Source organism: Candidatus Glassbacteria bacterium (genome assembly GCA_019456185.1).
Lineage (GTDB): Bacteria > Gemmatimonadota > Glassbacteria > GWA2-58-10 > GWA2-58-10 > JAJRTS01.
In genome coordinates this window covers 1-23,707 of sequence record VRUH01000057.1, presented here as the reverse complement: position 1 = coordinate 23,707, position 23,707 = coordinate 1, and the positions used below count along the sequence as shown (strand labels likewise).

At 59.4% G+C, this 23,707-nt stretch carries 21 protein-coding genes and 1 tRNA gene; 8 read left to right on the top strand and 14 right to left on the bottom strand.

What is annotated here, in order from left to right; all coding sequences use genetic code 11:
• The first annotated feature begins 110 nt into the window (after nucleotides 1–110).
• A complete protein-coding gene (locus FVQ81_15470) occupies nucleotides 111–788 on the top strand; it encodes a tetratricopeptide repeat protein (GenBank protein MBW7997935.1) in 678 nt (225 codons plus the stop codon).
• Nucleotides 789–807: 19 nt separating this feature from the next.
• Here the strand turns inward: FVQ81_15470 and murI are convergent, their stop codons facing one another.
• The 7 genes from murI to FVQ81_15435 form a co-directional block, all read right to left on the bottom strand.
• A complete protein-coding gene (gene murI / locus FVQ81_15465) occupies nucleotides 808–1,593 on the bottom strand; it encodes a glutamate racemase (GenBank protein ID MBW7997934.1) in 786 nt (261 codons plus the stop codon).
• A 2-nt stretch (nucleotides 1,594–1,595) separates the two neighbouring features.
• Nucleotides 1,596–2,237, bottom strand: coding sequence for a hypothetical protein (locus FVQ81_15460; protein MBW7997933.1), 642 nt, complete (start codon nucleotides 2,235–2,237; stop codon nucleotides 1,596–1,598).
• A gap of 49 nt (nucleotides 2,238–2,286) precedes the next feature.
• Nucleotides 2,287–3,567 carry an ATP-dependent Clp protease ATP-binding subunit ClpX gene (clpX, locus tag FVQ81_15455; protein MBW7997932.1) on the bottom strand — a complete coding sequence of 427 codons (1,281 nt, stop codon included), beginning with the start codon at nucleotides 3,565–3,567 and terminating at the stop codon, nucleotides 2,287–2,289.
• A gap of 23 nt (nucleotides 3,568–3,590) precedes the next feature.
• On the bottom strand, nucleotides 3,591–4,172 hold the full coding sequence (gene clpP, locus FVQ81_15450; protein ID MBW7997931.1) for an ATP-dependent Clp endopeptidase proteolytic subunit ClpP: 582 nt from the start codon (nucleotides 4,170–4,172) through the stop codon (nucleotides 3,591–3,593).
• A 24-nt stretch (nucleotides 4,173–4,196) separates the two neighbouring features.
• Nucleotides 4,197–5,483 carry a trigger factor gene (gene tig / locus FVQ81_15445; GenBank protein ID MBW7997930.1) on the bottom strand — a complete coding sequence of 429 codons (1,287 nt, stop codon included), beginning with the start codon at nucleotides 5,481–5,483 and terminating at the stop codon, nucleotides 4,197–4,199.
• 32 nt (nucleotides 5,484–5,515) lie between these two features.
• Nucleotides 5,516–5,600 (bottom strand) — tRNA-Leu (locus FVQ81_15440).
• Between the two features lie 335 nt (nucleotides 5,601–5,935).
• A complete protein-coding gene (locus tag FVQ81_15435; protein MBW7997929.1) occupies nucleotides 5,936–6,712 on the bottom strand; it encodes a transporter in 777 nt (258 codons plus the stop codon).
• A gap of 202 nt (nucleotides 6,713–6,914) precedes the next feature.
• On the opposite strand from FVQ81_15435, the gene FVQ81_15430 reads away from it, so the two are divergent.
• On the top strand, nucleotides 6,915–8,585 hold the full coding sequence (locus tag FVQ81_15430; protein ID MBW7997928.1) for a hypothetical protein: 1,671 nt from the start codon (nucleotides 6,915–6,917) through the stop codon (nucleotides 8,583–8,585).
• 18 nt (nucleotides 8,586–8,603) lie between these two features.
• Complete coding sequence (locus FVQ81_15425; GenBank protein ID MBW7997927.1) at nucleotides 8,604–9,038, top strand: arsenate reductase ArsC; 435 nt, start codon at nucleotides 8,604–8,606, stop codon at nucleotides 9,036–9,038.
• Nucleotides 9,039–9,098: 60 nt separating this feature from the next.
• On the opposite strand, the gene FVQ81_15420 is transcribed toward FVQ81_15425, so the two are convergent.
• The 4 genes from FVQ81_15420 to FVQ81_15405 form a co-directional block, all read right to left on the bottom strand.
• The gene (locus FVQ81_15420; protein ID MBW7997926.1) at nucleotides 9,099–9,575 is read right to left on the bottom strand and encodes a hypothetical protein; all 477 of its coding nucleotides are present in this window, start codon (nucleotides 9,573–9,575) and stop codon (nucleotides 9,099–9,101) included.
• 145 nt (nucleotides 9,576–9,720) lie between these two features.
• A complete protein-coding gene (locus FVQ81_15415) occupies nucleotides 9,721–11,952 on the bottom strand; it encodes a hypothetical protein (GenBank protein ID MBW7997925.1) in 2,232 nt (743 codons plus the stop codon).
• 71 nt (nucleotides 11,953–12,023) lie between these two features.
• The gene (locus FVQ81_15410; GenBank protein MBW7997924.1) at nucleotides 12,024–12,878 is read right to left on the bottom strand and encodes a sugar phosphate isomerase/epimerase; all 855 of its coding nucleotides are present in this window, start codon (nucleotides 12,876–12,878) and stop codon (nucleotides 12,024–12,026) included.
• A gap of 17 nt (nucleotides 12,879–12,895) precedes the next feature.
• Entirely contained in the window at nucleotides 12,896–14,419 is a 1,524-nt protein-coding gene (locus FVQ81_15405) for a hypothetical protein (GenBank protein ID MBW7997923.1), read from the bottom strand.
• A gap of 291 nt (nucleotides 14,420–14,710) precedes the next feature.
• Between FVQ81_15405 and FVQ81_15400 the strand changes: the two genes are divergently transcribed.
• The 4 genes from FVQ81_15400 (at nucleotide 14,711) to FVQ81_15385 (ending at nucleotide 18,229) form a co-directional block, all read left to right on the top strand.
• Nucleotides 14,711–15,451: a hypothetical protein gene (locus tag FVQ81_15400; protein MBW7997922.1), complete on the top strand. Its 741-nt coding sequence runs from the start codon at nucleotides 14,711–14,713 to the stop codon at nucleotides 15,449–15,451.
• Nucleotides 15,451–16,170 carry an RDD family protein gene (locus FVQ81_15395; protein MBW7997921.1) on the top strand — a complete coding sequence of 240 codons (720 nt, stop codon included), beginning with the start codon at nucleotides 15,451–15,453 and terminating at the stop codon, nucleotides 16,168–16,170. Before FVQ81_15400 ends, FVQ81_15395 begins: the two co-directional genes overlap by 1 nt.
• A complete protein-coding gene (locus tag FVQ81_15390) occupies nucleotides 16,170–16,700 on the top strand; it encodes an RDD family protein (GenBank protein ID MBW7997920.1) in 531 nt (176 codons plus the stop codon). The genes FVQ81_15395 and FVQ81_15390 overlap by 1 nt, the downstream gene beginning before the upstream one ends.
• Before the next feature lie 215 nt (nucleotides 16,701–16,915).
• Complete coding sequence (locus FVQ81_15385; protein MBW7997919.1) at nucleotides 16,916–18,229, top strand: pyridoxal phosphate-dependent aminotransferase; 1,314 nt, start codon at nucleotides 16,916–16,918, stop codon at nucleotides 18,227–18,229.
• An 85-nt stretch (nucleotides 18,230–18,314) separates the two neighbouring features.
• Here the strand turns inward: FVQ81_15385 and FVQ81_15380 are convergent, their stop codons facing one another.
• The 3 genes from FVQ81_15380 to FVQ81_15370 all read right to left on the bottom strand — a co-directional run bounded on the left by FVQ81_15380 (nucleotide 18,315) and on the right by FVQ81_15370 (nucleotide 22,401).
• A complete protein-coding gene (locus tag FVQ81_15380) occupies nucleotides 18,315–18,881 on the bottom strand; it encodes a Rieske (2Fe-2S) protein (GenBank protein MBW7997918.1) in 567 nt (188 codons plus the stop codon).
• A 186-nt stretch (nucleotides 18,882–19,067) separates the two neighbouring features.
• Nucleotides 19,068–20,693, bottom strand: coding sequence for a xylulose kinase (locus FVQ81_15375; GenBank protein ID MBW7997917.1), 1,626 nt, complete (start codon nucleotides 20,691–20,693; stop codon nucleotides 19,068–19,070).
• A 37-nt stretch (nucleotides 20,694–20,730) separates the two neighbouring features.
• Complete coding sequence (locus tag FVQ81_15370) at nucleotides 20,731–22,401, bottom strand: DNRLRE domain-containing protein (GenBank protein MBW7997916.1); 1,671 nt, start codon at nucleotides 22,399–22,401, stop codon at nucleotides 20,731–20,733.
• Between the two features lie 1,097 nt (nucleotides 22,402–23,498).
• Between FVQ81_15370 and FVQ81_15365 the strand changes: the two genes are divergently transcribed.
• Nucleotides 23,499–23,654 (top strand): FMN-binding protein, encoded by a 156-nt coding sequence (locus FVQ81_15365; protein MBW7997915.1) that lies wholly within the window; start codon nucleotides 23,499–23,501, stop codon nucleotides 23,652–23,654.
• Nucleotides 23,655–23,707: the final 53 nt, after the last annotated feature.

The window sequence follows — 23,707 nt, the reverse complement described above, 5'->3', positions numbered from 1 at the left end:
TTCGAAAAACTTAAATTACTGAAACCCAATCAACCTCAATTAGCTCTGTCCCTCAAATTTTAACCGGACAGTACTGACTAATTGATAATAAATTCGACGACAAAAGACCTTTGATTGGTATGATATATGACCCTTTAAACGGGATAATATTCAAAAATGAATCGAGCAAAGTTGCTGGATATAATGATTTGTATACTAAAAACAAAAGTTTTCGTTCATTGGCGGCAATAAACTATAACAAAAAGACCGGTCGGAAGTATATGGATTATTTTCAACATGATTTGCCTGCAAAATTGACTTATCCACGAACTATGCAGGTCGATAACTGGAGGAAGATGATTAGGAAAGCAGTAAAATTTTACCACCTGATTGGGGGAAATGTTTATTTCAATCTTTACCAGGACGCTTACCTGAGTGTGTCCAAAGAGCAGGCTTGGGATTTATTCGATTTAAGCCTGCCAGACACACGGTTGTATTATCGAGCTAGATGTTACCAACTAGTCGGCAGGTTTGCGAAAGCCGAGAAAACCTATGCCAGGCTTATAAATCGGTTTCCTGACAGTAAATACACAGAAAGATCCTGCGTTTTCCGGGCTGCATCGTTAATGAAATCGAAAAAATGGGATGAAGCGAGAGAAGCCATCTCTGAGTTTAAGGATAAATATTCGTCCTCACTGTGGCAATCAGTTGGGCTAAACTATTTGGCGTGGATAAACTATTATAATTCTGGTAGTCCCTTGCCGGAAAACAGAACTGATGCAGGGATAGAAGCTTATTATTTTAATTGACGGTGTGATATACCCAGGCTTATATAAAAATTTGCGCTTGGGTGACATTGCGCACTGATTGTGATGCAATCATCCATCGCGGGATCCGGCTTCTGCTTGTAAAAAACAATGTGATTTTACATTCCCCACTGGTTTCGCGCGAACTCAGCGAATTAGCGGAAACTTTCTCCACCTGCTTCGCCACCGCCTTACTCGGCTCCAGGATTTCAACTCCCTCGCCCAGGGTTTCCTGCAACAGTTCTTTAAGAAAAATATAGTGCGTGCAGCCCAGCACCAGCAGGCTGCCGGGGGGAAGGTCTCCCAACTCGGCTCTCACCTGCCGCCGGATTTCAGCCGCCACTTCCTCTTGTCTAAAAGAGCCGTCCTCCACCACGGCGGCCAGCATCCCGATCACCACCGGGCGCACGGTCCGCCCCCCGGCATGGCGCTCCACTAGGGCCGCGTATTTTCCCCCGGCGGCGGTGTTGGCGGTCATCAGCACGTAGATCGGGCCGGGATTTGCGCCACCGGCGGCTACTTTCACCGCCGGTTCCACGCCCACGAACGGGACCTCGAACGTTTTTCTCAAGTGCTCGATCGCCACCACGGTGGCCGTGTTGCAGGCGAGAACGATCACTTGCGCGCCGCGCTCGATCAGCAGACGGGTGATTTTGGTGCAGCGCTCGGTAACGAACTCGGGGGACTTGCTGCCGTAGGGGAACGCCTCGGTGTCGGCGAGGTAGGTGATATCGGCGCGGGGGAGCCGTTTCTCGATCTCGCGCAATATCGCCAGTCCGCCCACGCCGGAGTCGAATACGCCGATCATGGTCAGTACAGGGCCAGGTCGGCCGAGGACAGGGAGGAAATCAGGCTGCCCAGGCAGTCGGCGAGACAGGCCTCGGTGGCCGAGATGCGGGCCTCGGTGGCTGAGATGCGGGCCTCGGGCGAGGCGGCCACGGTAACCGGGGCCGAGGAAGAGACTTCGCCCTGCCAGAGAATTTTATTGCCGTGGGTGCTCTGCAGGGTGAATTCGAGCGCCACCTGGACCTCGCTGCCGGTTTCCTCGAAGCGGAGAATCCGTCCGGTGAGGATCGCGTCACAGGCGGACATGGTCGGCATGCGCAGGACGGAATCGAACAGGCCCGCAGCGCGGACGTACTCGATAGTGGCCTCGGCCAGCATGGTCTGGGGCGGCATGCCCCAGCGGCGGTAGTAGTCCACCGCGATCTCGTAGGAACCCCTGCGGTAGAGCAGGTTGTCGCGCTCGTAAATCCCGTCGGCCTCGAAGCGTGCCACCCCGACCGTGATATCCAGCTTACTTGACGAAGTGGGGGCCCGGGGGATTATCCTGCCGATCGTGTAGTAGTGTGTTTCGGGGATGGAGCCGCAGCCGGCGGCCAAAGCCATTGCCAGTATCAGCGCCGCTGTGGCGGCCGCGGGACGGGTTGCTTTCAGCGATGGAAACATCATGCGCTACACCGGGATAAGGGTTTGCCGGCGTCGTAACCGGCGCTAGGGTTCAGGCTTGTTTCTTGTCGGCCTTGCCCTTGAGCATCAACAGCGGCTCCTGTTTCTGCTCGACCGCTTTGCGAGTGATCACCACTTCTTCGACGTCCTTGCGCGATGGGATCTCGAACATCAACTCCATCAGCACCTCTTCCATCACGGCGCGAAGGCCGCGGGCTCCGCTGCCGCGCTTGATCGAGGTGTCGGCGATTGCTTCCAAAGCGTCATCCTCGAACTTGAGTTCCACTTGCTCGAGTTCGAACATGCGCATGAACTGTTTGACCAGCGCATTTTTGGGCTCCTGGAGGATTCTGATCAGCGAATCGCGGTCGAGATCGCAGAGGGCGGTGGATACCGGCAGGCGGCCCACCAGTTCCGGGATCAGCCCGTAGTGGATCAGGTCCTCGGGCTCTATCTGGTTGAACAGTTCGTACTTCTGGTCCTGCTTGGAGGCGGCTTTCCTGAGCGTGGTGCCGAACCCGATCGCCTGCTGGCCGGTGCGCCGCTGGACAATCTTCTCCAACCCCTCGAACGCGCCGCCGCAGATAAACAGGATATGCCTGGTGTTGATCTGGATGTATTCCTGCTGGGGGTGCTTGCGCCCGCCCTGGGGCGGTACGCTGGCTACCGTCCCCTCCAGGATTTTGAGCAGCGCCTGCTGGACACCCTCTCCGCTGACATCGCGGGTGATCGACGGGTTGTCGCTCTTGCGCGAGATCTTGTCCAGCTCGTCGATATAGATTATCCCGTGCTCAGCCTCGCGGACATTGTAGTCGGAGGCCTGGAGCAGGCGGACCAGGATATTTTCGACGTCCTCGCCCACATAGCCGGCCTCGGTCAGCGTGGTGGCGTCGGCAATCGCGAACGGGACGTTCAGCAGCCGGGCCAGGGTCTGGGCCAGCAGGGTCTTGCCGACACCGGTGGGGCCGATCAGCAGGATGTTGCTTTTCTCGATCTCGACGTCGTTGGTGTTCGGCTCGTTCTCGGTGCGCTTGTAGTGGTTGTAGACCGCAACCGAGAGAGTTTTCTTGGCCTGTTCCTGGCCGATCACGTACTGGTCGAGGAAATCCTTGATCTCGCGGGGAGCCAGCAGCTTGCGGGTCCCGTCCTGGCTGCGGCGGCTCTCGTCCTCGATCATGATATCGTTGCACAGCCGGATGCACTCGTCGCAGATAAACACGTTGGGTCCGCTGATCAGCTTGCGCACCTGCTTCTGGCTTTTATCGCAGAAAGAGCAGAACAAGCCGCCCTTGACAGGTCCGTTGCCGCCTCCGCTGCCGCTGCGATCTTTCATCTCAAGCTCTTATCAAGTTGAATTTAATGATGCTCGATTATCTCGTCGACCAGGCCGTAGTCTTTCGCTTCCTGCGCGGTCATGAAAAAGTCCCTGTCCGTGTCCTTTTCGACTTTCTTGAGGTCCTGACCAGTATTTTCGGCCAGGATCTCGTTGATCAGCTTCTTGGTTTTGATCATTTCCTTGGTGTAGATTTCCAGGTCCGAGGCCTGTCCCTGGGTGCCGCCCATCGGCTGGTGGATCATCACCCGCGCGTGGGGCAGGCAGTAACGCTTGCCCTTTTCCCCGCCGGAAAGCAGGAACGCGCTCATGCTGGCGGCCTGCCCGACACACATCGTGCTGACCTCGGGCTTGATAAAACGCATCGTGTCGTAAATCGCCAGCCCACTAGATACTACTCCACCGGGGCTGTTGATGTAAAGGAAAATATCTTTTTCGGCCTCCTCGGCTTCCAGGAACAGCAGCTGTGCCACCACCAGGTTGGCCACCTGGTCGTCGAGCTGGGTGCCGATAAAAACAATCCTGTCCTTGAGCAGCCGGGAATAGATATCGTAGGAGCGCTCCACGTTGCCGCTCTTTTCGATGACCATCGGAATCAGAGTCATTGCCTTATCTCCTTTCACTCGCACTTAGTCTTCCACAGCCCTGATACTATTGTTTTCCTTGAGGAAGTCCACAACCTTGTCCACCAGGATCATCGACTGCAACCGGCTCATCGCCTCACGGCTGCGAAAATCCTGCTGGATATCCTCCTTCGGCCGGTCCATCTGCTCGGCGAACCGCCCGATCCTTGCGGTCACGTCCTCATCGGAAACTTCGACTTTCTCAGCCTTTGACACCTCGTTGATCACGTACTCGCGCCTGACGCTGAACTCGGCTGCCGGGCGCATGGCGAGAACGAATTCCTCCTCGTTCACGTCGCGGCCCTGCTGACGGATATTGGCGAGCTGCTGACGGATAGTCGCATCCACCAGCGATGGCGGCACATCGAACTGGTTGTCCTCGATAATCCGGCGGAACAACTGCTCTTCCACGTCCCGGTCCGCGCGGCGGTTGATCTCGTCCTCGAGCCTCTCGCGCACCATCTTGCGCAGTTCGTCCACTGTGTCGAGCTGGGCCGCCTGTCTGGCGAAATCGTCGTCAAGCTCGGGCAGCTTTTTCTGCCGCACACCCTTGACATCCACCATGTAGATCACCTTGCGGTCCTTGAGCGTCTCGTCCGGGTAGTCCCCGGGGAAATCGACCTCGATTTTCTGGTTGTTTCCCTCGCCCAGGCCAACCAGGGCGTGGCTGAAAAGCGCCAGCTCGTCCTCGAGGCCGGCCATCACCAACTGGTTGGTGCGACGCCCCTCGTCGCTGGTCTCGCCGTCCTCGTCAACCACGCGGAAATCGAGCAGAAGGTAGTCGCCCTTCTCGGCGGCGCCTTCCTTGGGCTCGAAATGGGCCTGCTGGTCGCGAAAGTCCTCTATAGTTTTATCGATATCTTCGTCCGTAACCTGTTGGATTTTTTTCTCGATCTTGAAGCCCTTGTACTTTTTCAGTTCGATTTCGGGGGAGACCTCGAAGCGGGCGGTGTACTTGAGACTTAAATCGTCGGCCAGGTCGACATCATCAAACATCGGCCGGTCCAGCGGGGACATTTCTTTCTCCTGAAGCGCCTGCTGGAAACTTTCGGAGACGACGTTCTGGAGGAGTTCCTCGCGGATCGAGTCGGCGTATGTCGATTCAACCATCCTGCGCGGAGCCTTGCCGGGACGGAACCCCTTGATTTTGGATTCCTTACGGAACTGTCCGACCAGCTTTTCCCGCTCGGACTTAACAACCTCGGCCGCCACCGTGATATTGATCGTGCGTTCGCACGGACCGCTTTCGGTCACTTCAACTTTCAGGTCCGCTACTTCGGTCAAATTACACATCCCTTCTATGGTGTTTCGTTTGCCGGTCAATTTGGTGCGAAAGGGGGGACTCGAACCCCCACGGGTCGCCCCACAGGATCCTAAATCCTGCGCGTCTTCCAGTTCCGCCACTTTCGCATGGCGCTGCTTTAACTGTTGAAAATACCAGTCAGAGGGTTGCCTGTCAAGCAGTAAGCCCGATTTCCAGCCGCAGCCGGACCCTGCTCAGAACGTGCATCCAAGCCGCAGTCCGGACACCAGCGCGGAGCGATGAACTCCGGCCGGATGGATAAAATACTCTTTGCCTCGCCTCAAGCTCATCTTTTGACTGTTGCCCCCGGAGGGAGGGTTTGAAACCCTTCCCCCTGGCAGAGATTTACTCATTGTGGACGAAAATGGAATACATACGAGACTGGTGGGGTTACAGTCGGTAAGTAGTTTGCCGAGGTTATGAAACGAATGCCGGTTCTTTCTCATTTACCCAACGATAACATGAAGGATAACCCTGCGCCGATAAAATAATCGGGCGTATCTCCATTGAGCGCCGTGCCTCCGTAAAAGTCAAGTTGCAGTTCATCGGAAACAAGATACGTGAAGCCACTGCCGAGAAAATTCTTGTGCTCGCGATAGCCGTTTTCGGCCAGAGTGATGTAGTACTCGAGATACCAGCCGGTTGAATCGCCGAGGGGCCGGATTACTGAAAACCCGGCGCTGAATTCGTTGTATTGCCCCAGCCCGTCTTCAGTATAATCGTACTGGACAAATGGCGCCCAGGTCCATACCGAATTGAGCGCCATATCCGCTGTAAGCATGACTCCGGGCGCAAGATGAGTTGCGCGCAAATCCTTGCCGCCGCTTGGCAGGCCGGTAAACAGGATCGTAGCCAGATTAAACGAGCCCGGGCCGGTTTCTTCATGCCCTTCCAGAAGACGAAGCTTGATCCCCAGCGAACCGTCGCTGAACCCCGAAACACCTCCCCCGGTCCCGTCGATTTTTTCATAAGAATTGACCCCCAGGCGGATTTCCATGCGCTCCGAAAGCCCTGTTTTGACCAGTAACTGACCCAACGTATGCTGGTTCGTACCAGCGGTTTTACCGAACAGGTAACCACTTTCCACCTGAAGTATGCCAACAGGAACTGGTACTGTGGCGTCGGCGAAATCCGGCCGGTCGGTGATTATCTGCCCGGCCGTGGCCGGGGAAGCCCAAATGGCGGCAAAGAGCGCTAGTCTGAGAATACTTTTCATCATTACTTCCTTGGAAATTCCGGTTGCACCGGAAATTGATTTTGTGGGAGCTTAAATCTAAGCTCTTTAGGTATTATGTCTGCTGTTTCGCAAGACAATGCCCAGGTCTATATTAAAGAGTTGTCAGACAAACTCAATATAATTCAAACGGTAAATAAAGTAAATAAGAGTGAGATGCATTCTCAATATGGTGAATGGAGATTCAATGTCGAGTCCTTCGAGACAATCGGTCTGCGCGGTGCTCGTTATTCATGTACTGATCACTTTCGGAGTGCTGCGCGCCGCAACCTGGCGGGGAGATAATTCTGCGGCCTGGGAATTTGCCGGCATTGACCTGTGGAGCGTGGCTGAAGGCAAGCTGCTCCAGCGCTCACCCGGCGACACCACTTCCGGGTTGCTGAAATACTATGTTTCGCCGAAAGATGCGGTAATCGAGAGAGATTTCAGCTTGACGATCCGCGCGGGATTCAACCCGGAGGGCTACCCGCTTGACGAGCATGGCACGCTAAGCTGGCGGATTTATTACCGCACTATCGCGTTCGGAGTGATGGAGGACAGCGCCAACGGCCTGCTGGCCGTGTTCAGCCGCACCAACGGCAGCCGTAACGGACTCTTGCGGATAGCCGGCGGCCGCGAGGTGTGGCTGTCCAACCCGGCGGGAGGCCAGGGTGTGGGCCTGGATATCCATGATCTGCGGGAGTACCGGATGAGCCGCCGGGGCAGCCTGGTGACAGTCTGGCTGGACGGGGTCCCGGTCTTTCAGGCCGAGGATACGCTGGCAGCGCTGGATGGCCGTCCGGTTGTCTGCGGGCCGGGCGCGGCGGGGATTGCGGTGGAGGAGCTTCGGCTGGAAAGGAGTGCGGAAGACGTTGCCGGGCTGGAAATACCTGCAACGGTGGACTCGTTCGTGGTGGGGATGGAGAACGGCGGCGGGCCGGTGCTGCGTGACGTGCGGGGCAGGCCGCTGGGGACAGTGGAACTCGGCGACAGCATGTTCGGCTGGTGGACGACAAACTCGCCCCGTGACGGTGGTGGTAAAAGCTGGGTGGCCGCCGGCGGGCAGTTGAGCGTTCCCAATTTCCGGATGGCTTCCGCGGCGACAATCGAGTGCTGGTTCCGGCTGGTGGAGGTGCCGGAGGGCGGCGTGCCGATTCTGCATTTTGCGTTCGACGGCAGCCGGATTGACTCCGCCTGGAGCGGACGGGAGCGCGGCGGGCCGATGGCCCGGGTGTTCCCCGACAGCTCGCTCGGCCTTCATTTCCACGAGTTCGGCGACGGCAACGCCGACCTGCCGGGGATTTTTGAGCTCGGCAAATGGACCCACCTGGCCTGGGTGCGGCAGGGGGCGGTGCACCGGATTTACGTGGACAGGCGGGAGGTGCTCTCGCTCTACCTGCCCAAATACGGCGACCGGACCTTGACCGGCCTGCAACTTAATGTCGCCCAGAACGCGGACCACGACTGGCTGCTGGCTGCGGGACGGCCGTACCTGGAGCTGAACAGCCTGCGCGCCGTGCCTGAGGCGCTGGAGCCGGAGGAGTTTATGGCGGAGACTTTTCCCCGGAGCCTGCGGGATGAGCACGATGTGCCCTGTCTGTTTTCGCTCGGAGTGCCGTTTCCTAATCCGTTCAGTCCTTCTTTGACACCCACCATGAACATACCTGAAGGATTCGGCGAAGCAGTCGTTCTGGACGTGATTGATAGAGAAGGCAATACAGTAGGGAAAATCTATTCGGGAAATATCCAGCCGGGTTCGCTTACCATGCAATGGAATGTCAGCGACAACGCTGGAGAGTGGCTCAAATCCGGCGTTTATTTCTATCGGCTGAGAAGCGGGACTGAAATTCGGCTTGGCAAATTGGTTCTACTGAAATGATCGAGGAAGGATCTATAAGTGCCTGTTAATAAACTCCGCATTCTGTTTCTGTGCTACGGCAACGCCTGCCGCAGCCAGATGGCCGAGGGCTGGACGCGCCACCTGCGCGGCGAGCTGATCGAGCCGGAGAGCGCGGGAATAGTCGCCTCGGGGCTATCCGGCCGGGCCGAGCAGGTGATGGCCGAGGCGGGGGTGGATATCTCCTCACAGGTATCGAACACGTTGGATGAGATGCGCCGCCGGCCCTACGACTGCATGGTCACGCTCTGCCCCACGGCCCACAGCCTTTGCCCGCCGCTGGAGGGGGTAAATGTTGTTCACGTCCCGTTTGACGACCCCTATACCGAGTGTTTCGGGATCGAGGGAAGCGAAGACGAACTGAAAATCTTCCGGCGTGTGCGCGATGAGATAAAAGCGTTCGTGGAAACTCTGCCGGAAAGCCTGGAAAAATAAAAAGGCCGGGATTTTTTGCAGTCCCGGCCTTTCGAATAACATGTATCGGGCAGAATTCAGCTACTCTATCCCCGCCTGTTCCAGCACGTCCAGGAAATCCTTGTGCAATTGCACCAGATCATCCACCATTTTGAATATCTTATTGGCCAGCGACCTCGACAGCCCCAGTGCGCCGGCCAGCCGGTCCATCACCTGCAGTTCCACGTTATCCAAACCGCCCACCAGGGTCATCAGGTAGGCGTCGCGGAACAGGTGCACGCGGATTTCCGGGTCATTGATCCCGCTCACCAGGTCGGCCAGGGCACCCTCGTGCTCTTTGGCTTTCGCCCGGCCCTGTTCGATCTCCTCGGCCTCGATACCCAGGTTGCGCTCCACGAAGAACTGGAACTTCCGCTCCTCCACGCTCACGCCGCCTACCCGTGAAATCTCCAGCAGCACCGCCACGTAATTGACCGCATCCTCGCCGGCCAGTTCGCCGGGTGCGCCCAGGATCGAACCGGTGGCGAACTTGAACAGGTCGATATCTATCTTGGCCAACACATACCTCCTCGTTCACAGTTTGCTCTTCGATTCGTAACGGCCGCCGCCGGGACAAACTGTTCCGCTGTCCGCCGGCCGATGATAATCATCCCGCAAGCAAAAGATAGCCGTACTGTGTAACGGAGTCAACTCGGCCTGGTGGTTAAAGTCCGTTCAGGTCGAGCAGTTTATCCACGAGCCGGTTGTGCCATTTTTCCATGATCTGTTCGTCTTTTGCTCGTTCCCAGAAATCGTTGAGCGTGCTGCGGCCACCCTGACCGCGGGCCATCCGGATTTCGGCGAACAGGCGGCTGAGGAACCAGTGGATATCCGCCCCTTTTCGATCGGCGGTTTTTTTCAGCGTTTCCAGCAGACGGCGCTCGTCCCACGCCTCGCGCATGCCCTCGAAATACGGCGCCGGGATTACGTCGAACGGCGTGTTCCAGGCGTAGGCCCAGTTGGGAGCGTCCAGGAGATCGAAGCGGTCGGTCCAGTTGTAGGCCCAGCACAGAGAACCAACGCTGCCGTGTGATGCGAAATAGTAGCCGAACGTATAACGGGCCACGGCCGGAAAACCCATCCCGCCGATTCCCGAATACTGCCATAGTTCCTTGCCTCCGTCGCGGACCTCGTCGGGCATGTCGTGGTTTTCCTCCACCGCGTTGGTACAGAAGATGTCCACGTTCTCCAGGAACTCGATCCCGCCGTAATAGTGGTGGATCGAGCCGTAGATATCCAGCTCCGGCGCGCCGGCTTTGAGCAGGGCCACCTGCTGATTGAACTGGGGTTTGATGAAATGGAGCATGCCCTTGTCGGCCGTGTACTGGTGCCACTTGGCCGGCTCATCGAAGGGCGTGAGGATCACGTTGGGCCAGTCGTTCTGCCGGGCGTGGCTGGCGAACCTGCGCGCCCACTCGGTGATCAGCGGAGCTATCCGCGGGGGGACATTGTCCGGGTCGGCCATGCTGAGCGCGGCCCAGCCGCTGTCATCCAGTCCCATCACCGTGTTGGCCAGCGTGCGCGGCAGGTGCATCGTGCGGGGGAAACCGTACGGGTTGCCGCCCAGGAAATAGACATGGTAGTTGATCCCCTGGCGCCTGCTGGCGGCCATCCAGTCGTCCATCACCGTGAAATCGAGCTCGAACCCGTCGCCGTTTCCGCTCAGTTCGGGCCGGATGCCTGAATACCAGATATTAATCATGTTGTGGTTATAGTCCGAGAGGAAATCCAGCTCGAACTCGGGCAGCAGGTTGGTGGTGCAGCCGCCCATCCGGATCCCGGCCTCGTCCATGCTCAGCAGCCGCAGGGGCAGGATTTCCACCTCCAAAGGAATTTTTTCCGCGGGGACACCTTCGGCCGTTACTGAAACCATGGTTTTATACTTGCCCGGTCTGGCGGTCTTGTCCTCGGTACGCACGATGAAGTAAACCAGGTGGCTCCGTCCGGCGGGAATATCGAACGCGTACGAGGGCCAGAGCAGTTGCGGGTACGGCTCCACGAAAAAGCCGGGATATGTGTAGCCTCTGTCCACCGTGTACTGGGCCACCCGCACCCGGGCCGTGGCGACTACCTTCCCGGCGTCGTCCCTGACCGGCTCCACTTCGACTGTCACGCCGCTCAAATCCCGTCCGTTGGCGTAAATCCCGAGCTGGAGCGTCTGGAACTCGTTGGTGAACATTCGGGTGGAGAGCGCGGCCCCGGCCTCTCCGGCGCGCGGCGCGCTGACCGGCATTACCAGGTCCATCCAGTTGCGGACGTATGGCACCAGCGGAGAGCCGGCCCAATCGCCGGTCAGCACGGGAGCTTCGGTTTTTTCCCAGTAGCTCGGGTCAATCTCGCCGCGGCGCTGTTCCCGTTCCACCCACTGGCGGGTTTCGGCATTGTAACGCTGCTCATCGCCTGTCTGCGGCGCAACCAGCCTGAACGAGCGCAATCTCAGGCCGCTGTCGCCCGCGATCAGCTTGAATTGCACCAGGCCGCTGGTTTTGTCGCGCCAGATAAAGTCGCTGGTAGCTGGTACGCGGGCGGTTTTCCACCGGTTGTCGCCCGTGCCGCCGAACCGGTGAAGTTCGCTCCAGGGTTGGCGGGTGCCGAGCGCGCTGTAGATTTCGGCGCGGACTGGATGAGCCAGGTTATCCAGGAATTCCACCTCCAGCACCACGCACTCGCCGCGCGGGGGACGGTTGCTGTCGAACCAGGCGGGGATAGTCAAGATACCTTCCTGGTTCGGCTCCAGCACGTACTGTCCGTCCTGTTGCGACCATCCAGCCTCAGCCGCCGGCTCCGCGGGCAGGTTCAGCCCCTCCGGCGCGCGGGTATCGACTGTCCCGGCGCTGAGCGGCGGAATAAAAGACAGGGCAAAGCAGAGTAGCGCAAGCAGAGTAGAGAATTTCATCCGGCGGCCTCGCTGGTTCAGGTGGATTTTTTTACAGTGTCGAAACTCGTCAAATCAAAAACGCTTTCAGGTTAAGCCAGCCCGTACTTATGCGCCAGTTCGCGGATCAGCCGGGCGCCCTCGTCCACGAGCACATCCCCCGAAGGCGCCAGGTCGCGCCAGACGCAGGTGGCCTCGCGCATGTTGTCCGACACATCCACGAACGACTCGAGCGCCGCGTTGCCGCTGTAGTTCATCTCGCCCAGCGCGCGGAAAATACCGTCCCAGTCCACCAGCCCGGTACCGGGCACGCCGCGGTCGTTCTCGCAGAGGTGGTAGTGGCACAAGCGTTCTCCCGCCAGCCTGGTGGCTTCGTAGAAATCTTTCTCTTCGATATTCATGTGATAGGTATCCAGATGCACCGCCGCGTTCGGTTCGCCGATCATCCCGATCAGCTCGAGGGCCTGCTCGCAGGTGTTGACCAGGTATGTCTCGTAGCGGTTGACCGGCTCGATTCCGACGGTAATCTCGAACTCTTGTGCGTAGCGGCAGACCTCTTTGAGGCCCTCGGCGCTGTGTTTCCACTCGGCCGCCCCGGGGCGTTCATCGCTTTTCTTGCCGATCTCCGAGTAGATCACCCCGCTGAACGTGTCTCCGCCCATCCGCGCGGTGGCCTCGACACACGCTTTGAGATAATCGGTGCCCGCCTGTCGCACCCGCGCCGAGCCGCTGGTCAGATCGGTGGAGGCGTTAAGCACGGTGGAAGTGCAGACAGCGATCCCCACCCGCTCGCACTCGCGCCTGATCTTGTCGGGGTTGCAGAGATCGAGCCGCATCAGGGGGATTTCGATCAGGTCCAGGCCCAGCCGGCCGCAGCGCTCGATCAGTCCGAGCCGGCTGTCGTTCCACTCGGAGGTCCAGACATAAGCGTGCACGCCGAGTTTCATCTAAAACCCCTTCCGGCTCAATCCCGGGAGATTTTAAGCAGCAGATCGACCACGTCCAGGATACTCCGCCTGCCGTCGCCGTTGAAATCCAGACAGGGGTCCTCCGCCCCGGAACTCAGGCCGCGCAGCAGGGCGATGACGTCCGGCAACCCCAGCGCCCCGTCGCCGTCGTAGTCCCCGGGCGGTTCCAGCACGCACGCGGGTTCCTCGTCGAGCAGGATCGCCGCGCTGTAGGCGGGCATGTCCAGACTGGCGACAGGCCGGTAGGCCAGGCTGACATCCTCGTTCCCGTTGCCGTCGGCCCAGTATTGATCGGTCGTCTCCGGGTCCTCGGCCAGCCAGAACGTGCCCCCCAGGTCCACGCTGCGGGCGGCGTCAGAGGCATTGACCAGCACGAAGCCTTTTTCATAATTGCGGCGGAAAACGCTGTTCCACAGCAGACCCTGTTCGGCCAGGGAATTCCAGGTTTTCTCGAACGGACCGAGATCGATCTCGTAGACCGGGAACCACAGCGCGCGGCCGGTCATCCCGAGCCCTTTCTCGCTGGGTCCGTACATCGAAAGGTACATCCTGCCCTGGTTGCAGAGCAGGTAAGTCCCGGCCAGCCACATCCTGGCCTGGGCGTCGGTCAGGTCGAAGTTCGGGCCGCGGCCGGGGCCGAAATAGCTCTCGGCGTGGAGGAACTTGCCGCTGTTCTGGATCCTGGCCACCTGCTGCATGGCGCTCTGCGCGTCGGTGCTGTTCGACCAGTTGCCCCAGCTTTCCAGCATGGCCGCGTGGATACTGTCGCCGGTCCAGTAGTGGGTTGCCGGGTCGGCCCAGGTGGTCTGGAGGTTGTCGATATTCGGGTAGAAATAGAACCCTGCCGAATCGAGCCGCGTATAGACATAGGCCCCGTAGTCGTTGAGCTTGGGGATCCAGTCTCTCAGAGTTACGGTGACGCTGTCATTGAAAAGTTCGGGGTAGTTGGTCCGTCCCCACAGCGCGGGCACGGTGTAAGTGTCGGCGAACACCCCGTCGGCCCCGTTGGCGGTCATCTCCTCGATACACGAGCTGACCCACCAGTCGCGGAACTCCTCGTTGTCCAGTTCCATGATCACCCGGCGGTAGGGCGAGCCGTGGACAGCCATCTGCCCCTGGGCGTTCTTGAGCGGCCAGTCAGCGTGCTGGCGCACGGTGTACCAGTTGGTGCCCTCCTGGTAGTTATTGCTGACCCACTCGCCGCCGATTACCATCCAGTAGATGTCCATCGAATCCACGGTGACAGCCAGCTTGTAGTGCATGTGGATGAAATTTTCGTTGTACTGGCGGATCCGGTCGATAGCGGCCCGGGTCATTTTCTGGCAGCCGACGAAGTGGGTGGCGGCGAACCGGGCCTCGCCCTCGGAGAGACTGCTGCTGAGCTGGTCGCTGAAAATGAATATCGAGCGCTGGTTGAGCGAGTCGTAGACTGTTTCCGGGAACGGCCGGGCGGCGAATGCTGTAACAGCCTGGCACAGCAGGACAGCAGCCAGGGCGAATAACTGTTTGAGGGTCGGCATGCCATGTTCCTGGTACGGTTGACGGTGAGTGAATAATAACAACCAGCCGCTGAATTGGGAAGAAAAGCCGGGGTCTGGCTCTCCTCAAATCCAGGGAGTTGAAAAAATCAGCTCCGGAGCAAAATTCCTGGTGATTGAACAAATAATTGAATCCGGCGGGAAAGAGATTAACTTATCATCCATGGCAGCGGTAACAGGCGAGTAAATTTTGGAACCGGATACGGGACTGGCGTGTCGGACATACTGAAGACAACTGGGAAAGCGACCTCAATTTTAGCTGTGAGGACCTTGATGATGCCCACAAAATACGCTTCGTTCCTGAAACGCTTTGCGGCCTTCGTAATCGATACGGTATTCACGGCTCTGCTGGCGGCTTTTGTGCTGATTCCGTTCGCCCTGATAGTTGCTGATGAGGAAGTGATCGACAACCTGTTCAGCTTTGGTTGGAATTGCGGCATGTCCGGAGTTCCGCAAGCCATGCTGCCGCGTATTTTCGAACCCTGGTTCGGGTCGTTTACCCCGATTCCCGTGGCGCTCATGGTGATGTGGTTTCTGTTTCACACGGTACTGTACTGGCTGTATTTTGCGGTGTTCGAGAGCAGCCCGCGCCAGGCCACGCCGGGCAAGATGATGCTGGGCATTTTTGTCACAGACATTCATGGACGCAGGATATCTTTCCCGCGCGCCCTGGCGCGTACACTGGCCAAAATTCTGAGCAAATTGATTCTGTGGCTGGGCTACGTCCTGGCCCTGTTCACCCCGCGCAGCCAGACCCTTCACGACCTGATCGCCGGCACCCTGGTGCTGGAACCGGCCTATTCCGCGCCGCAGGCAAGCACGGCCCCGCCCCAGGCGGCACCACCGGGAGGAATTTCCGCGCCGCAAACTGATACAGTAGAAATTACTGAAAGTCCCCAGCCGCCGGCTCCGCCGGAAACCGAATCACCGCAGGCTGCGGACAGTAACACTGGTGAAGCAAAGCCGGAAGAAAATCCTACTGGTGAGAACGATTCTGAACAGGAGAACAAGTGATGCTGCCCACCCAGTACGCGTCGTTCCTGAAACGCTTCGTGGCCCACATTGTCGATATAATCCTGGCCAGCATCCTGGCCGCGCTGGTTGTCCTGCCGCTGGCCTTGCTTACCGCCGGCACCGGTGTTCTGGCCTGGCTGTCGCTGCATAATTTCAACCATTTCTCCTACTACGGTGACCCCGAAGATATTATCCGGGCCGTGCTGGCCAGCCTGCCCGTGGCGGCAATCGTTTTCTGGATATTCATTCACATGCTGATATACTGGTTCTATTTTGCGGTGTTCGAGAGCAGTCCGCGTCAGGCCACGCCGGGCAAGATGATGCTGGGGATGTTTGTCACCGACGAGCTGGGGCGACGGATCAGCTTTCCGCGTTCCCTGGGACGCACGGTGGGCAAGGTGCTGAGCCAGATCTTCTGCTGGCTGGGCTACATTATCGCCCTGTTTACCGTCCGCAGCCAGACCCTTCACGACATGATGGCAGGCACCCTGGTGCTGGAACCGGCTTATCCCGCGCCGCAGGCAAACACGGCCCCGCCCCAGGCGGTGCCACCAGGAGGAATTCCCGCGCCTCAGCCAGATGGCGTGGCCGTGCCCGCTGAGCCGGAAGCAGCTGCCCCGTCAGCGGAACCGCCAACAGAGACCACGGAAAAATCGAACGATCGACAACCGGAGGAAAACTTGCCCGGCGATGACAAACCCGAACAGGAGAACAAGTGATGCTGGCGACCCGGTACGCTTCGCTGCTCAAGCGCTTCGCGGCCCTGCTGGTCGATACGGTGATTGTTTTTATGCTGATCGGTTTGCTGGAGGCCGCGCTGGGCGCGCTGTGGTTTCCGCTCGATATGATCGGCGGGATCACAAAATGGATCGGTCTGCGCGGTGCGTTCGACTCGATAGTCTATCATTTGCCGGGGTTTCTGCGCGGCGTACCCCACGATATCCCGGGTCCGCTGGTCGTGGTGATTTTCGCTCTCTACCATGCGGTTTTCGAGGCCAGCTTGCGCCAGGCTACACCGGGTAAAATGCTGTTCGGGATTTTCGTCACCGACCAGTACGGCCGCAGGATGAGCTGGAGGAGGGGGCTGGGACGGGGTTTCGGGCGCCTGCTGTCGATACTGCCCTGTTTTCTCGGCCTGTTTATCGCCCTGCTGGCTCCACGCAGCCAGGCGCTTCACGATATGATGGCCTCCACGCTGGTGCTGGAACCGGCATCCACGCCGCCTCCGCAGGTCGAGGGTCCCCGTTAAGCTGAAGCAGCGAAACCGCAGCCGTGCTGCCCCTCTCCGGACCGATTCTCCCGGAGACGGGCATGGTGCGTGGCCCGCCAATCCACTTGCAGAACCCATCCCGAAATAGTAACTTTTCCTTGTAATCCCTTGACTGACAATAGTTACTTTGCAGCCGCGGCCGGGGAGAACCGGCCGGCCGTCGGAAACCAGCGGTTCGGACGGAGCTGGAAACAATGCGTCGCAATATCGTTCACCCCCAGGCCGATGAGCTGATCTATGAGATCAGGGGCGTAGTCCAGAGCGCAAAAAAAATGCAGGCCGCCGGCCTGGATATAACCTGGGAGAATATCGGTGATCCGGTTGCGAAGGGCGAGCGGGTCCCGGACTGGCTGATCGGGCACATGCAGGAAGTGGTCAGCGATTACAAAAGCTGGGGCTACTGCCCGAGCGCGGGCATGGATGAAACCCGGGAATTCCTGACCCGGATGAACAACGCCAGCGGCGGCGTGCAGGTTTCACCCGACGATATTTTCTTCTACAACGGCCTGGCCGATGCGGTCAACAAGCTCTACGGCTATCTGGACAGGGACGCCCGCGTGCTGGCCCCGTCGCCCTGCTACCCCATCCACTCCAGCCGTGAGCGTTTCCACGCCGGGCTGAACGCCGAGGCGGTGCAGTACCGGATGACCCCGGACAGCGGCTGGCTGCCGGACCTGGATGAAATCCGCCGGAAGGTGAAGGATAACGGGAATATCGCAGCGATCGCAATAATCAACCCCGACAACCCCACCGGAGCGGTCTGGCCGGAAGAAGCCGTGCGGGGCGTGGTGGAAATAGCCGGGGAGTACGGGCTGTTCGTGATCGCCGATGAGATTTACTGCCGGCTCACCTTTAACGGCAGAAAAAGTACCCTGCTTTCGAGCGTGGCCGGCGGAGTCCCGGCGATCTCGCTGAAGGGGATCAGCAAGGAATACCCCTGGCCCGGCTCGCGCTGCGGCTGGATGGAGTGCTACAACACCGCGGGCTCCCCTCAGTTCAAGCGGTTCGTACAGTGCATGTTCGACGCCAAGATGCAGGAGGTCTGCGCCACTACTCAGCCCCAGATGACTATTCCCCGCGTGATGGCCGATCGGCGCTACGACGGTCATCTGGAGGAACGCTGCCGGGTCTACGGGCAGCGCTCGAGGGAGTTCGCCGAGGCGTTCAGCGGTCTCGACGCTGTGAAAGCGGTCCGTCCCGATGGCGCATTCTACGCGCCGGTTGCGTTCGATGAGGGCGTGCTGAACGAGCGCCAGAGCCTGGAGGTGGAAAATCCCGAAGTCAGGCAGATATTGAACGAGGCGCTGCAGAGCCGGACCTCCACGCCGGACAAAAGGCTGATGCTCTATCTGCTGGCCGCCACCGGGATCTGTGTCGTGCCGCTCTCCGGGTTCAACACCGATGTCGCCGGTTTCCGGATGACCCTGCTGGAGCAGGACGACAGCAAGCGGGCCTGGACCCTCAAAACTCTGCGCGAGAAAATCGAGGAATACCTGGTCTCGGCCTGAAGTGAACCGATTTCAAAACAGCAAAGCCGGGACATTTGTCCCGGCTTTGCTCCCATCAATCCACCCATCGTCCCCACATCCATATTCAGATATTTATCTCGATAATGTTGCCTTCCAGCGTGGCGCTGTAGCTTGTCAGGCTGCCGGTTGCCGGTCCCTGCACCACCGAGCCCATCGTATTGTACTGCGAGCCGTGGCAAGGGCAGGTGGCGATCCCGCCGGAATTGAACGATCCCACCTGGCAGCCCTGATGAGTGCAGGTTCGGCTGAGCACGGTCACGGAAGTCTGCGAGCTGCGAATGATGAAGATCCCGTTGGAGGGCAGCCCCGAGAGCGACGTGCCGCTCAACGACACTGTTCCGCCGACATTGGCCAGGGCGCTGTATTGAGACTGGGAGATGTCGATAGCCAGACCGCTTGCATTGCCCCCGCCGTTGTCGTTTCCTCCCCCAGTGGGGTTCGGCGCGGTGGGGCTGGGCCCGCCGCCTCCACCGCACGCAGCAGCCAGTGCGGCCAGCGCACCAGCCGAAGCGAAAACCGTAATCTGCTTTGTCGATTCGCCGATAAAACTGCGCCTGCTTAGATCGTCCTCGCAGCGACCTCCGGTTTCACGCAGGTCTTTCGGATCCTCCCGCCGTTTCTCGCTATCCATTCAACACCTCACATCATTGAGTAATTCCCCCAGGATATTGGACCGGAGTCCGCAAAACGACATTCCGGAAAACACTGTGGCCGCTAACTAAATTATAATAAAACTCATTCTCAATAATGTTCCGGAATTTTTCCGGATGCTCGGAGTTGGAACGTTGGGGCTTGAGAGTTTTCTGAAGAGAGGGGCTTAGGAAATGTCCGCTTCGCTTTGCCGGTAACGCCGCAGCATTCCCTGGTCCCCGTGGAATGCCCGGATGTCCTCGCGGGACGGCTCGACAACCGCTCTGCGCTCCAGCAGTGAGCTGCACCAGGCTCCGGGATCGAATTCCGGCTCGTGCTTGGCGAGCCACAGGCAGGCGGCTGTGGCCGCCGCGCCCAGGGCGGCGCCGCCGGATTCCACCGCCACCGTCCTGCGCCCGAATATCGCCGCGGCGCGACGCAGGACAGGCAGGCTCGCTGACGGCCCGCCGGTGAGATACAACTCGCCTTCGCCGGACATGATATGGCGGGAGTTGAGATACATGCCGGCCAGGCTGCTTTCCACGATCCCGCTGTAATCGGCTGCCAGCTCAGGCTCGGAATAGCCGATCCTCAGCGGTCCCGCGGGCGGCGCCACAGGGAACGACTCGGCTTCCGTGCGCCAGATAAACAGACGGCCGTTGTTGCCGGCAGGAGTAACCGCCAGAGCTGATTCAGCCGCTGCGTAATCGCGTTTGCCCAGCCCGTGCATGGCCCGGACCCCGTCCCAGCGCAGGGCGCCGTTGGTCCGGCAGCCGAAACAGAACGGCCTGTCCAGGGCGTCGTACATCGCGTTGGCGTACCCACGGCTGTCGATTGCGCTTTCGGCGCTGCCGGCGGCGGCCATGATCACGAAGCTTGTGCCCAGGCTCAGTAAAGTCCCGCCGGTCAGCACCTTGGTCTGCGGGTTGTCGCCGGAGCCGATTCCAACGATACACTCCTGGTCGAAGCCATAGCCGGCGGTAAAGTAGCGCGCGACCCGTCCCGCCCGGGTCCGGGCGGACGCAAGTTCGGGCAGGCGTTCCCGGAGGCCGTCGGGTCCCCCCGGCAGGTCGGCTGCGACGGCGGCCAGCAGGTCGGGACTCCACTGTTTTTCCCGGTAATTCATCAGCGAACTGCCGCAGGCGTTGCCCCAGTCGAGCGCAATCGAAAGTTGGCCGGTGAGCACAGCGGGGATCAGGCTGCTGATCTGGTGGATAATAGCGGTATCGGCGTAGGCTTCCGGGTGAGCCAGCGCGGTTTTACGGATGCCGAACGCGCTGAAGCGCAACGGGGCGTCGCTGCCCGTAAGCTCGATTATCCGCTTTCGGCCGCCTGCGCGCTCGGTCACGGCAGCGGCCTCGGCCGCCGTGTTCGCGGTCCGCCAGATTCTGGCCCAGGCTACGGCCGGCGCCGGGGAGAGGATATCAGCCAGCGTTTGTCGCGGTGGGCTGTCCGCATTCAACTGCCCGAAAACATCCTCCGCCCGCCTGCTGAGCATGACATGGCCGTGCTGTTGGCCGGAGACATTGATCGCGGAGATATTGGCCGGCGAGAGGCCGTGTTTTTTCAGCTCCCCGGCCAGCCGCTCGCACAGCGCGTCCAGCGAGGCGAAATAGATGGCCACGGGCTGGCGGGCGTCGCCGGGCTCCTCCGGCGGCAGGAGGTAGTCCTCGCCGATCCCGAACCCGCCCAGGCGTTCGTCGGCGAGGTAGTCCAGAGTTATCTCGCAGACCCGGCCGCGCGATTCGATATCGATTACAGCGGCGCTCAGGCTCTGCGTGGATGAATCCAGTCCGAGGGCGAGATGAGGCATGGGAATATCCTGGATTCGGCTTTGCCGCGAGATGATTTTACTCGAACTCGATCACCAGCCTGGGCCGCATCGAGGGGATCCAGTACTCCCTGGAACGGAACGAGATATTGTAGTCTTCCCGCACGGGGCTGATCACCCAGCCGTGGTTATCGCGCGGGTTGTCGAGCCAGCGCTCCACGTCTCCGGCGAACCCGTCGAGATCGACCACCAGTTTGACCTCGGGCCTGATTTCCTGCATGCCCGCCGGGACCGGCCATTCGGCCGTTTCCTGCTCGATTTCCCGCTCATCGGCAGCCAGCCAGCCGGGTTGCGGGGGCCGGGTGCGGAAAGTGATCTCCTCGCTCCACTGCCCGCCTGCGAGTCCTGTCCGGTAGAGGTCGTCGCCGTCCGCCGGCGAAATACTGTTCTGGCGGCTGCAGAACAGTTCCAGCCGTACGCTGCTGACTTCCGCGTCCGGCTCCGGGCGGGCACCCCGCAGGTCGAACCGGATGTAGAACTCGCTGAACTCCTGGCTGCCATCGGGGCCGTAGACCCAGCAGTCCAGGTCTCCGCCATCGTTGTTGGCTTCCGGGGCATGGCCCATTACGGTGATATCCGTGCAGCCCGAGTAACCCGCTATGCCCTGGCTGAGTACAACCGTATTCCCGACCGGCTCCGGCTCTGGGACATAGAGCGTGGCCGCGGCGAAGCCCAGCGAGTTCATCCCGGCGTCATCCCGGCTGCGCAGCCGCAGCAGATGGTGTCCGGGAGCGAGTTGCGAGGGATCGAGCGGGACTGACCACTCCCCGGTCCCCTCGGCCGCCAGCCAGGCGCTGTTATCAATCCGCCACTCCACGGCGGCCAGCCCGGCGTCGTCGGCAGCCGTACCGCGCACTTCCAGCGGCCCGGCCAGCACGAAATACGCGCTGTCGTTTTCCACAGCCACGGTGGGCGGAGCATTGTCCGGGGAGCCGAGGGCCAGCTCGCTGAACGGGAATGCCTCGATTTTCGTAATATCCTTACCGGTCAGGGTAATCTCGTAGAAATGTCCCTCGCGCCTCGGGTCCATCGCGCAGTTGTCCAGGGTCTCGCTGCGGATCGTGCCGACAGTATCGCTCATCCTGCGGTGCGTGTGCCCGGAGAGCGCGGCGACCAGGTCACTGCTGCGCCCGGCCAGCAGCGGCCAGGGTCCCTCGTCCGGTGCGCCGGAATACCCGGGAGGATAGTGCTGGCAGAACACGATCGGTTCGCCGGGAGGGATCGAGTCAAGCGCGGCCTCGAGCCAGCCGAGCGGTCCCTCGCGGTCCTGGCTCCAGTTCATGACAAAATGGTAGCCGGCGTGGCTGAAACGGTAGTAGGGGGAGGGGAAAACGGAGGTCCACCATTCGGTGTTGCGCGCGTAGTTGTCGTCGTGGTTGCCCGGCAGGAGGTAGACCGGCAGCTCCGCGCGCTCGGCCACCTGACGGACACCCTCCAGGTACTCGGGCTGGTGGCCCACGATATCGCCCAGCACCACCGCGAACTCCACATCACGGTCCCGCACGCTGTGCAGGAAATCGCGGAAGCGGCCCAGGTCCCCGCCGCTGGCGATATGGGTGTCGGTCAGGGCCAGGAACCTGAGTTCACGCCGTCCGCCGTCCGGAGCGCATCCCGCGATTGCCTCCGCGAGCAGGAATACGACCAGAAGAGGCAGAAGGCAGTTCCCGGTATTTTTTCGAGTGTGGAACATCGCTAAAATATCCTTTCGGTCAGCGAGCTTACAATAAGCCCCGCGTGAGAATTACGCAATGGCTGACCGGGAGCGGGCGAAACGGCGATGTACTCCCGGGCGGCGGGACAGGCGGTAACGCAATTGGTTGACAATCTGCAAAACTATTGTCATATTATAGGCGGGACGCTTTTTGTTCCTCTTTTCGTTTATAACGCCGGTAGGTGCCGAAGGAGAGGCTCCCCTTTCGCTTGCTTCTGTTAGTGGCGGTTAACTTTTACCCCACCCCCTCCTCCGTTGGGTGTCTGCATGGGCATCCAGCCGGGGAGCCGGGGTCGGGTATTTGGGAAACCGTTCACTTAACAAAAGGAGCTTGCGATGAGTGTGAAGACTCGCCCAGGTGACGACCGGATTGAGGTCTTCTGCCACTACATCGTGAAGAATGGGAAGCGAATTTATCCCAAACGGGCTAAATTCTTCCATTTCTTCGTTAAACGTAAGCGGTAGGGGCTGAACCATCGTCCCTGCACCTATCGGCTTTTATTCAATTTCAAAGAACCATTAACCCCGAAGGAGTTGATTATGCCAGCCGTAGACACTTGTACTTGGGATGGGGCAAGCGGTACGCCGTATACGTATCACGTCCATTCTCTCCCACAAACCTTTGACCCCAATCAAAACGGCAATTATATCTTCACAAAATTGGTCGATAATCTTTGGAGTCCAATTTACATCGGCCAAGGCGACTTGGAAGATCGGGTTGGGTCCTCCCACCACAAATGGAGTTGCATAACCTCAAAGGGCGCAACACATGTCCACGTGCATCTTAATTCCTCACTCCAAAACAGAGAAGCCGAAGAGGAAGACCTGTTGCAAAATTATCAAAACGCCTATGCACCGAGTGGTTGCAACGAAAGAATCGGCGGTTAACCCTTCGCCTCTAATGGTCTATCTGTAAACTCGGCCTCAAACTCAGAGATAGCAACAAGTACCTTCTCCACATAATCTCCACGCTGTGGCGAATCGCAGGTAATGATTAGCGTTTCTTCTTGAGTCCGCCTAATTGTAATCGGCTTTTGCATCTTCGCGTACTCCGCAAAAATGACTACTGCCTATCGATGGGACATTCCGAAAAATTATATACCCGGCTGTCCGAGGGCGTACTGGAAAGAGTGGTCAGGGAGCAGCGGTCCGATGTGGAGACAATCAGCGGGGCCACCACCAGCAGCAAGCTGATCCTGCTGGCCGTGGAGGATGCTCTGAAGACCGGGTGAGCCGTCAGGGGACAGTCAGGTTTTCCAGAAAATCAGCATGGTTCAAGCCGTTG

Coding starts and splice junctions, on each gene's coding strand:
- murI (MBW7997934.1), bottom strand. CDS start 1,593: ATGATCGGCGTATTCGACTCCGGCGTGGGCGGACTGGCGATATTGCGC.
- FVQ81_15460 (MBW7997933.1), bottom strand. CDS start 2,237: ATGATGTTTCCATCGCTGAAAGCAACCCGTCCCGCGGCCGCCACAGCG.
- clpX (MBW7997932.1), bottom strand. CDS start 3,567: ATGAAAGATCGCAGCGGCAGCGGAGGCGGCAACGGACCTGTCAAGGGC.
- clpP (MBW7997931.1), bottom strand. CDS start 4,172: ATGACTCTGATTCCGATGGTCATCGAAAAGAGCGGCAACGTGGAGCGC.
- tig (MBW7997930.1), bottom strand. CDS start 5,483: ATGTGTAATTTGACCGAAGTAGCGGACCTGAAAGTTGAAGTGACCGAA.
- FVQ81_15435 (MBW7997929.1), bottom strand. CDS start 6,712: ATGATGAAAAGTATTCTCAGACTAGCGCTCTTTGCCGCCATTTGGGCT.
- FVQ81_15430 (MBW7997928.1), top strand. CDS start 6,915: ATGTCGAGTCCTTCGAGACAATCGGTCTGCGCGGTGCTCGTTATTCAT.
- FVQ81_15415 (MBW7997925.1), bottom strand. CDS start 11,952: ATGAAATTCTCTACTCTGCTTGCGCTACTCTGCTTTGCCCTGTCTTTT.
- FVQ81_15410 (MBW7997924.1), bottom strand. CDS start 12,878: ATGAAACTCGGCGTGCACGCTTATGTCTGGACCTCCGAGTGGAACGAC.
- FVQ81_15405 (MBW7997923.1), bottom strand. CDS start 14,419: ATGCCGACCCTCAAACAGTTATTCGCCCTGGCTGCTGTCCTGCTGTGC.
- FVQ81_15400 (MBW7997922.1), top strand. CDS start 14,711: ATGATGCCCACAAAATACGCTTCGTTCCTGAAACGCTTTGCGGCCTTC.
- FVQ81_15395 (MBW7997921.1), top strand. CDS start 15,451: ATGCTGCCCACCCAGTACGCGTCGTTCCTGAAACGCTTCGTGGCCCAC.
- FVQ81_15390 (MBW7997920.1), top strand. CDS start 16,170: ATGCTGGCGACCCGGTACGCTTCGCTGCTCAAGCGCTTCGCGGCCCTG.
- FVQ81_15385 (MBW7997919.1), top strand. CDS start 16,916: ATGCGTCGCAATATCGTTCACCCCCAGGCCGATGAGCTGATCTATGAG.
- FVQ81_15380 (MBW7997918.1), bottom strand. CDS start 18,881: ATGGATAGCGAGAAACGGCGGGAGGATCCGAAAGACCTGCGTGAAACC.
- FVQ81_15375 (MBW7997917.1), bottom strand. CDS start 20,693: ATGCCTCATCTCGCCCTCGGACTGGATTCATCCACGCAGAGCCTGAGC.
- FVQ81_15370 (MBW7997916.1), bottom strand. CDS start 22,401: ATGTTCCACACTCGAAAAAATACCGGGAACTGCCTTCTGCCTCTTCTG.
- FVQ81_15365 (MBW7997915.1), top strand. CDS start 23,499: ATGGGACATTCCGAAAAATTATATACCCGGCTGTCCGAGGGCGTACTG.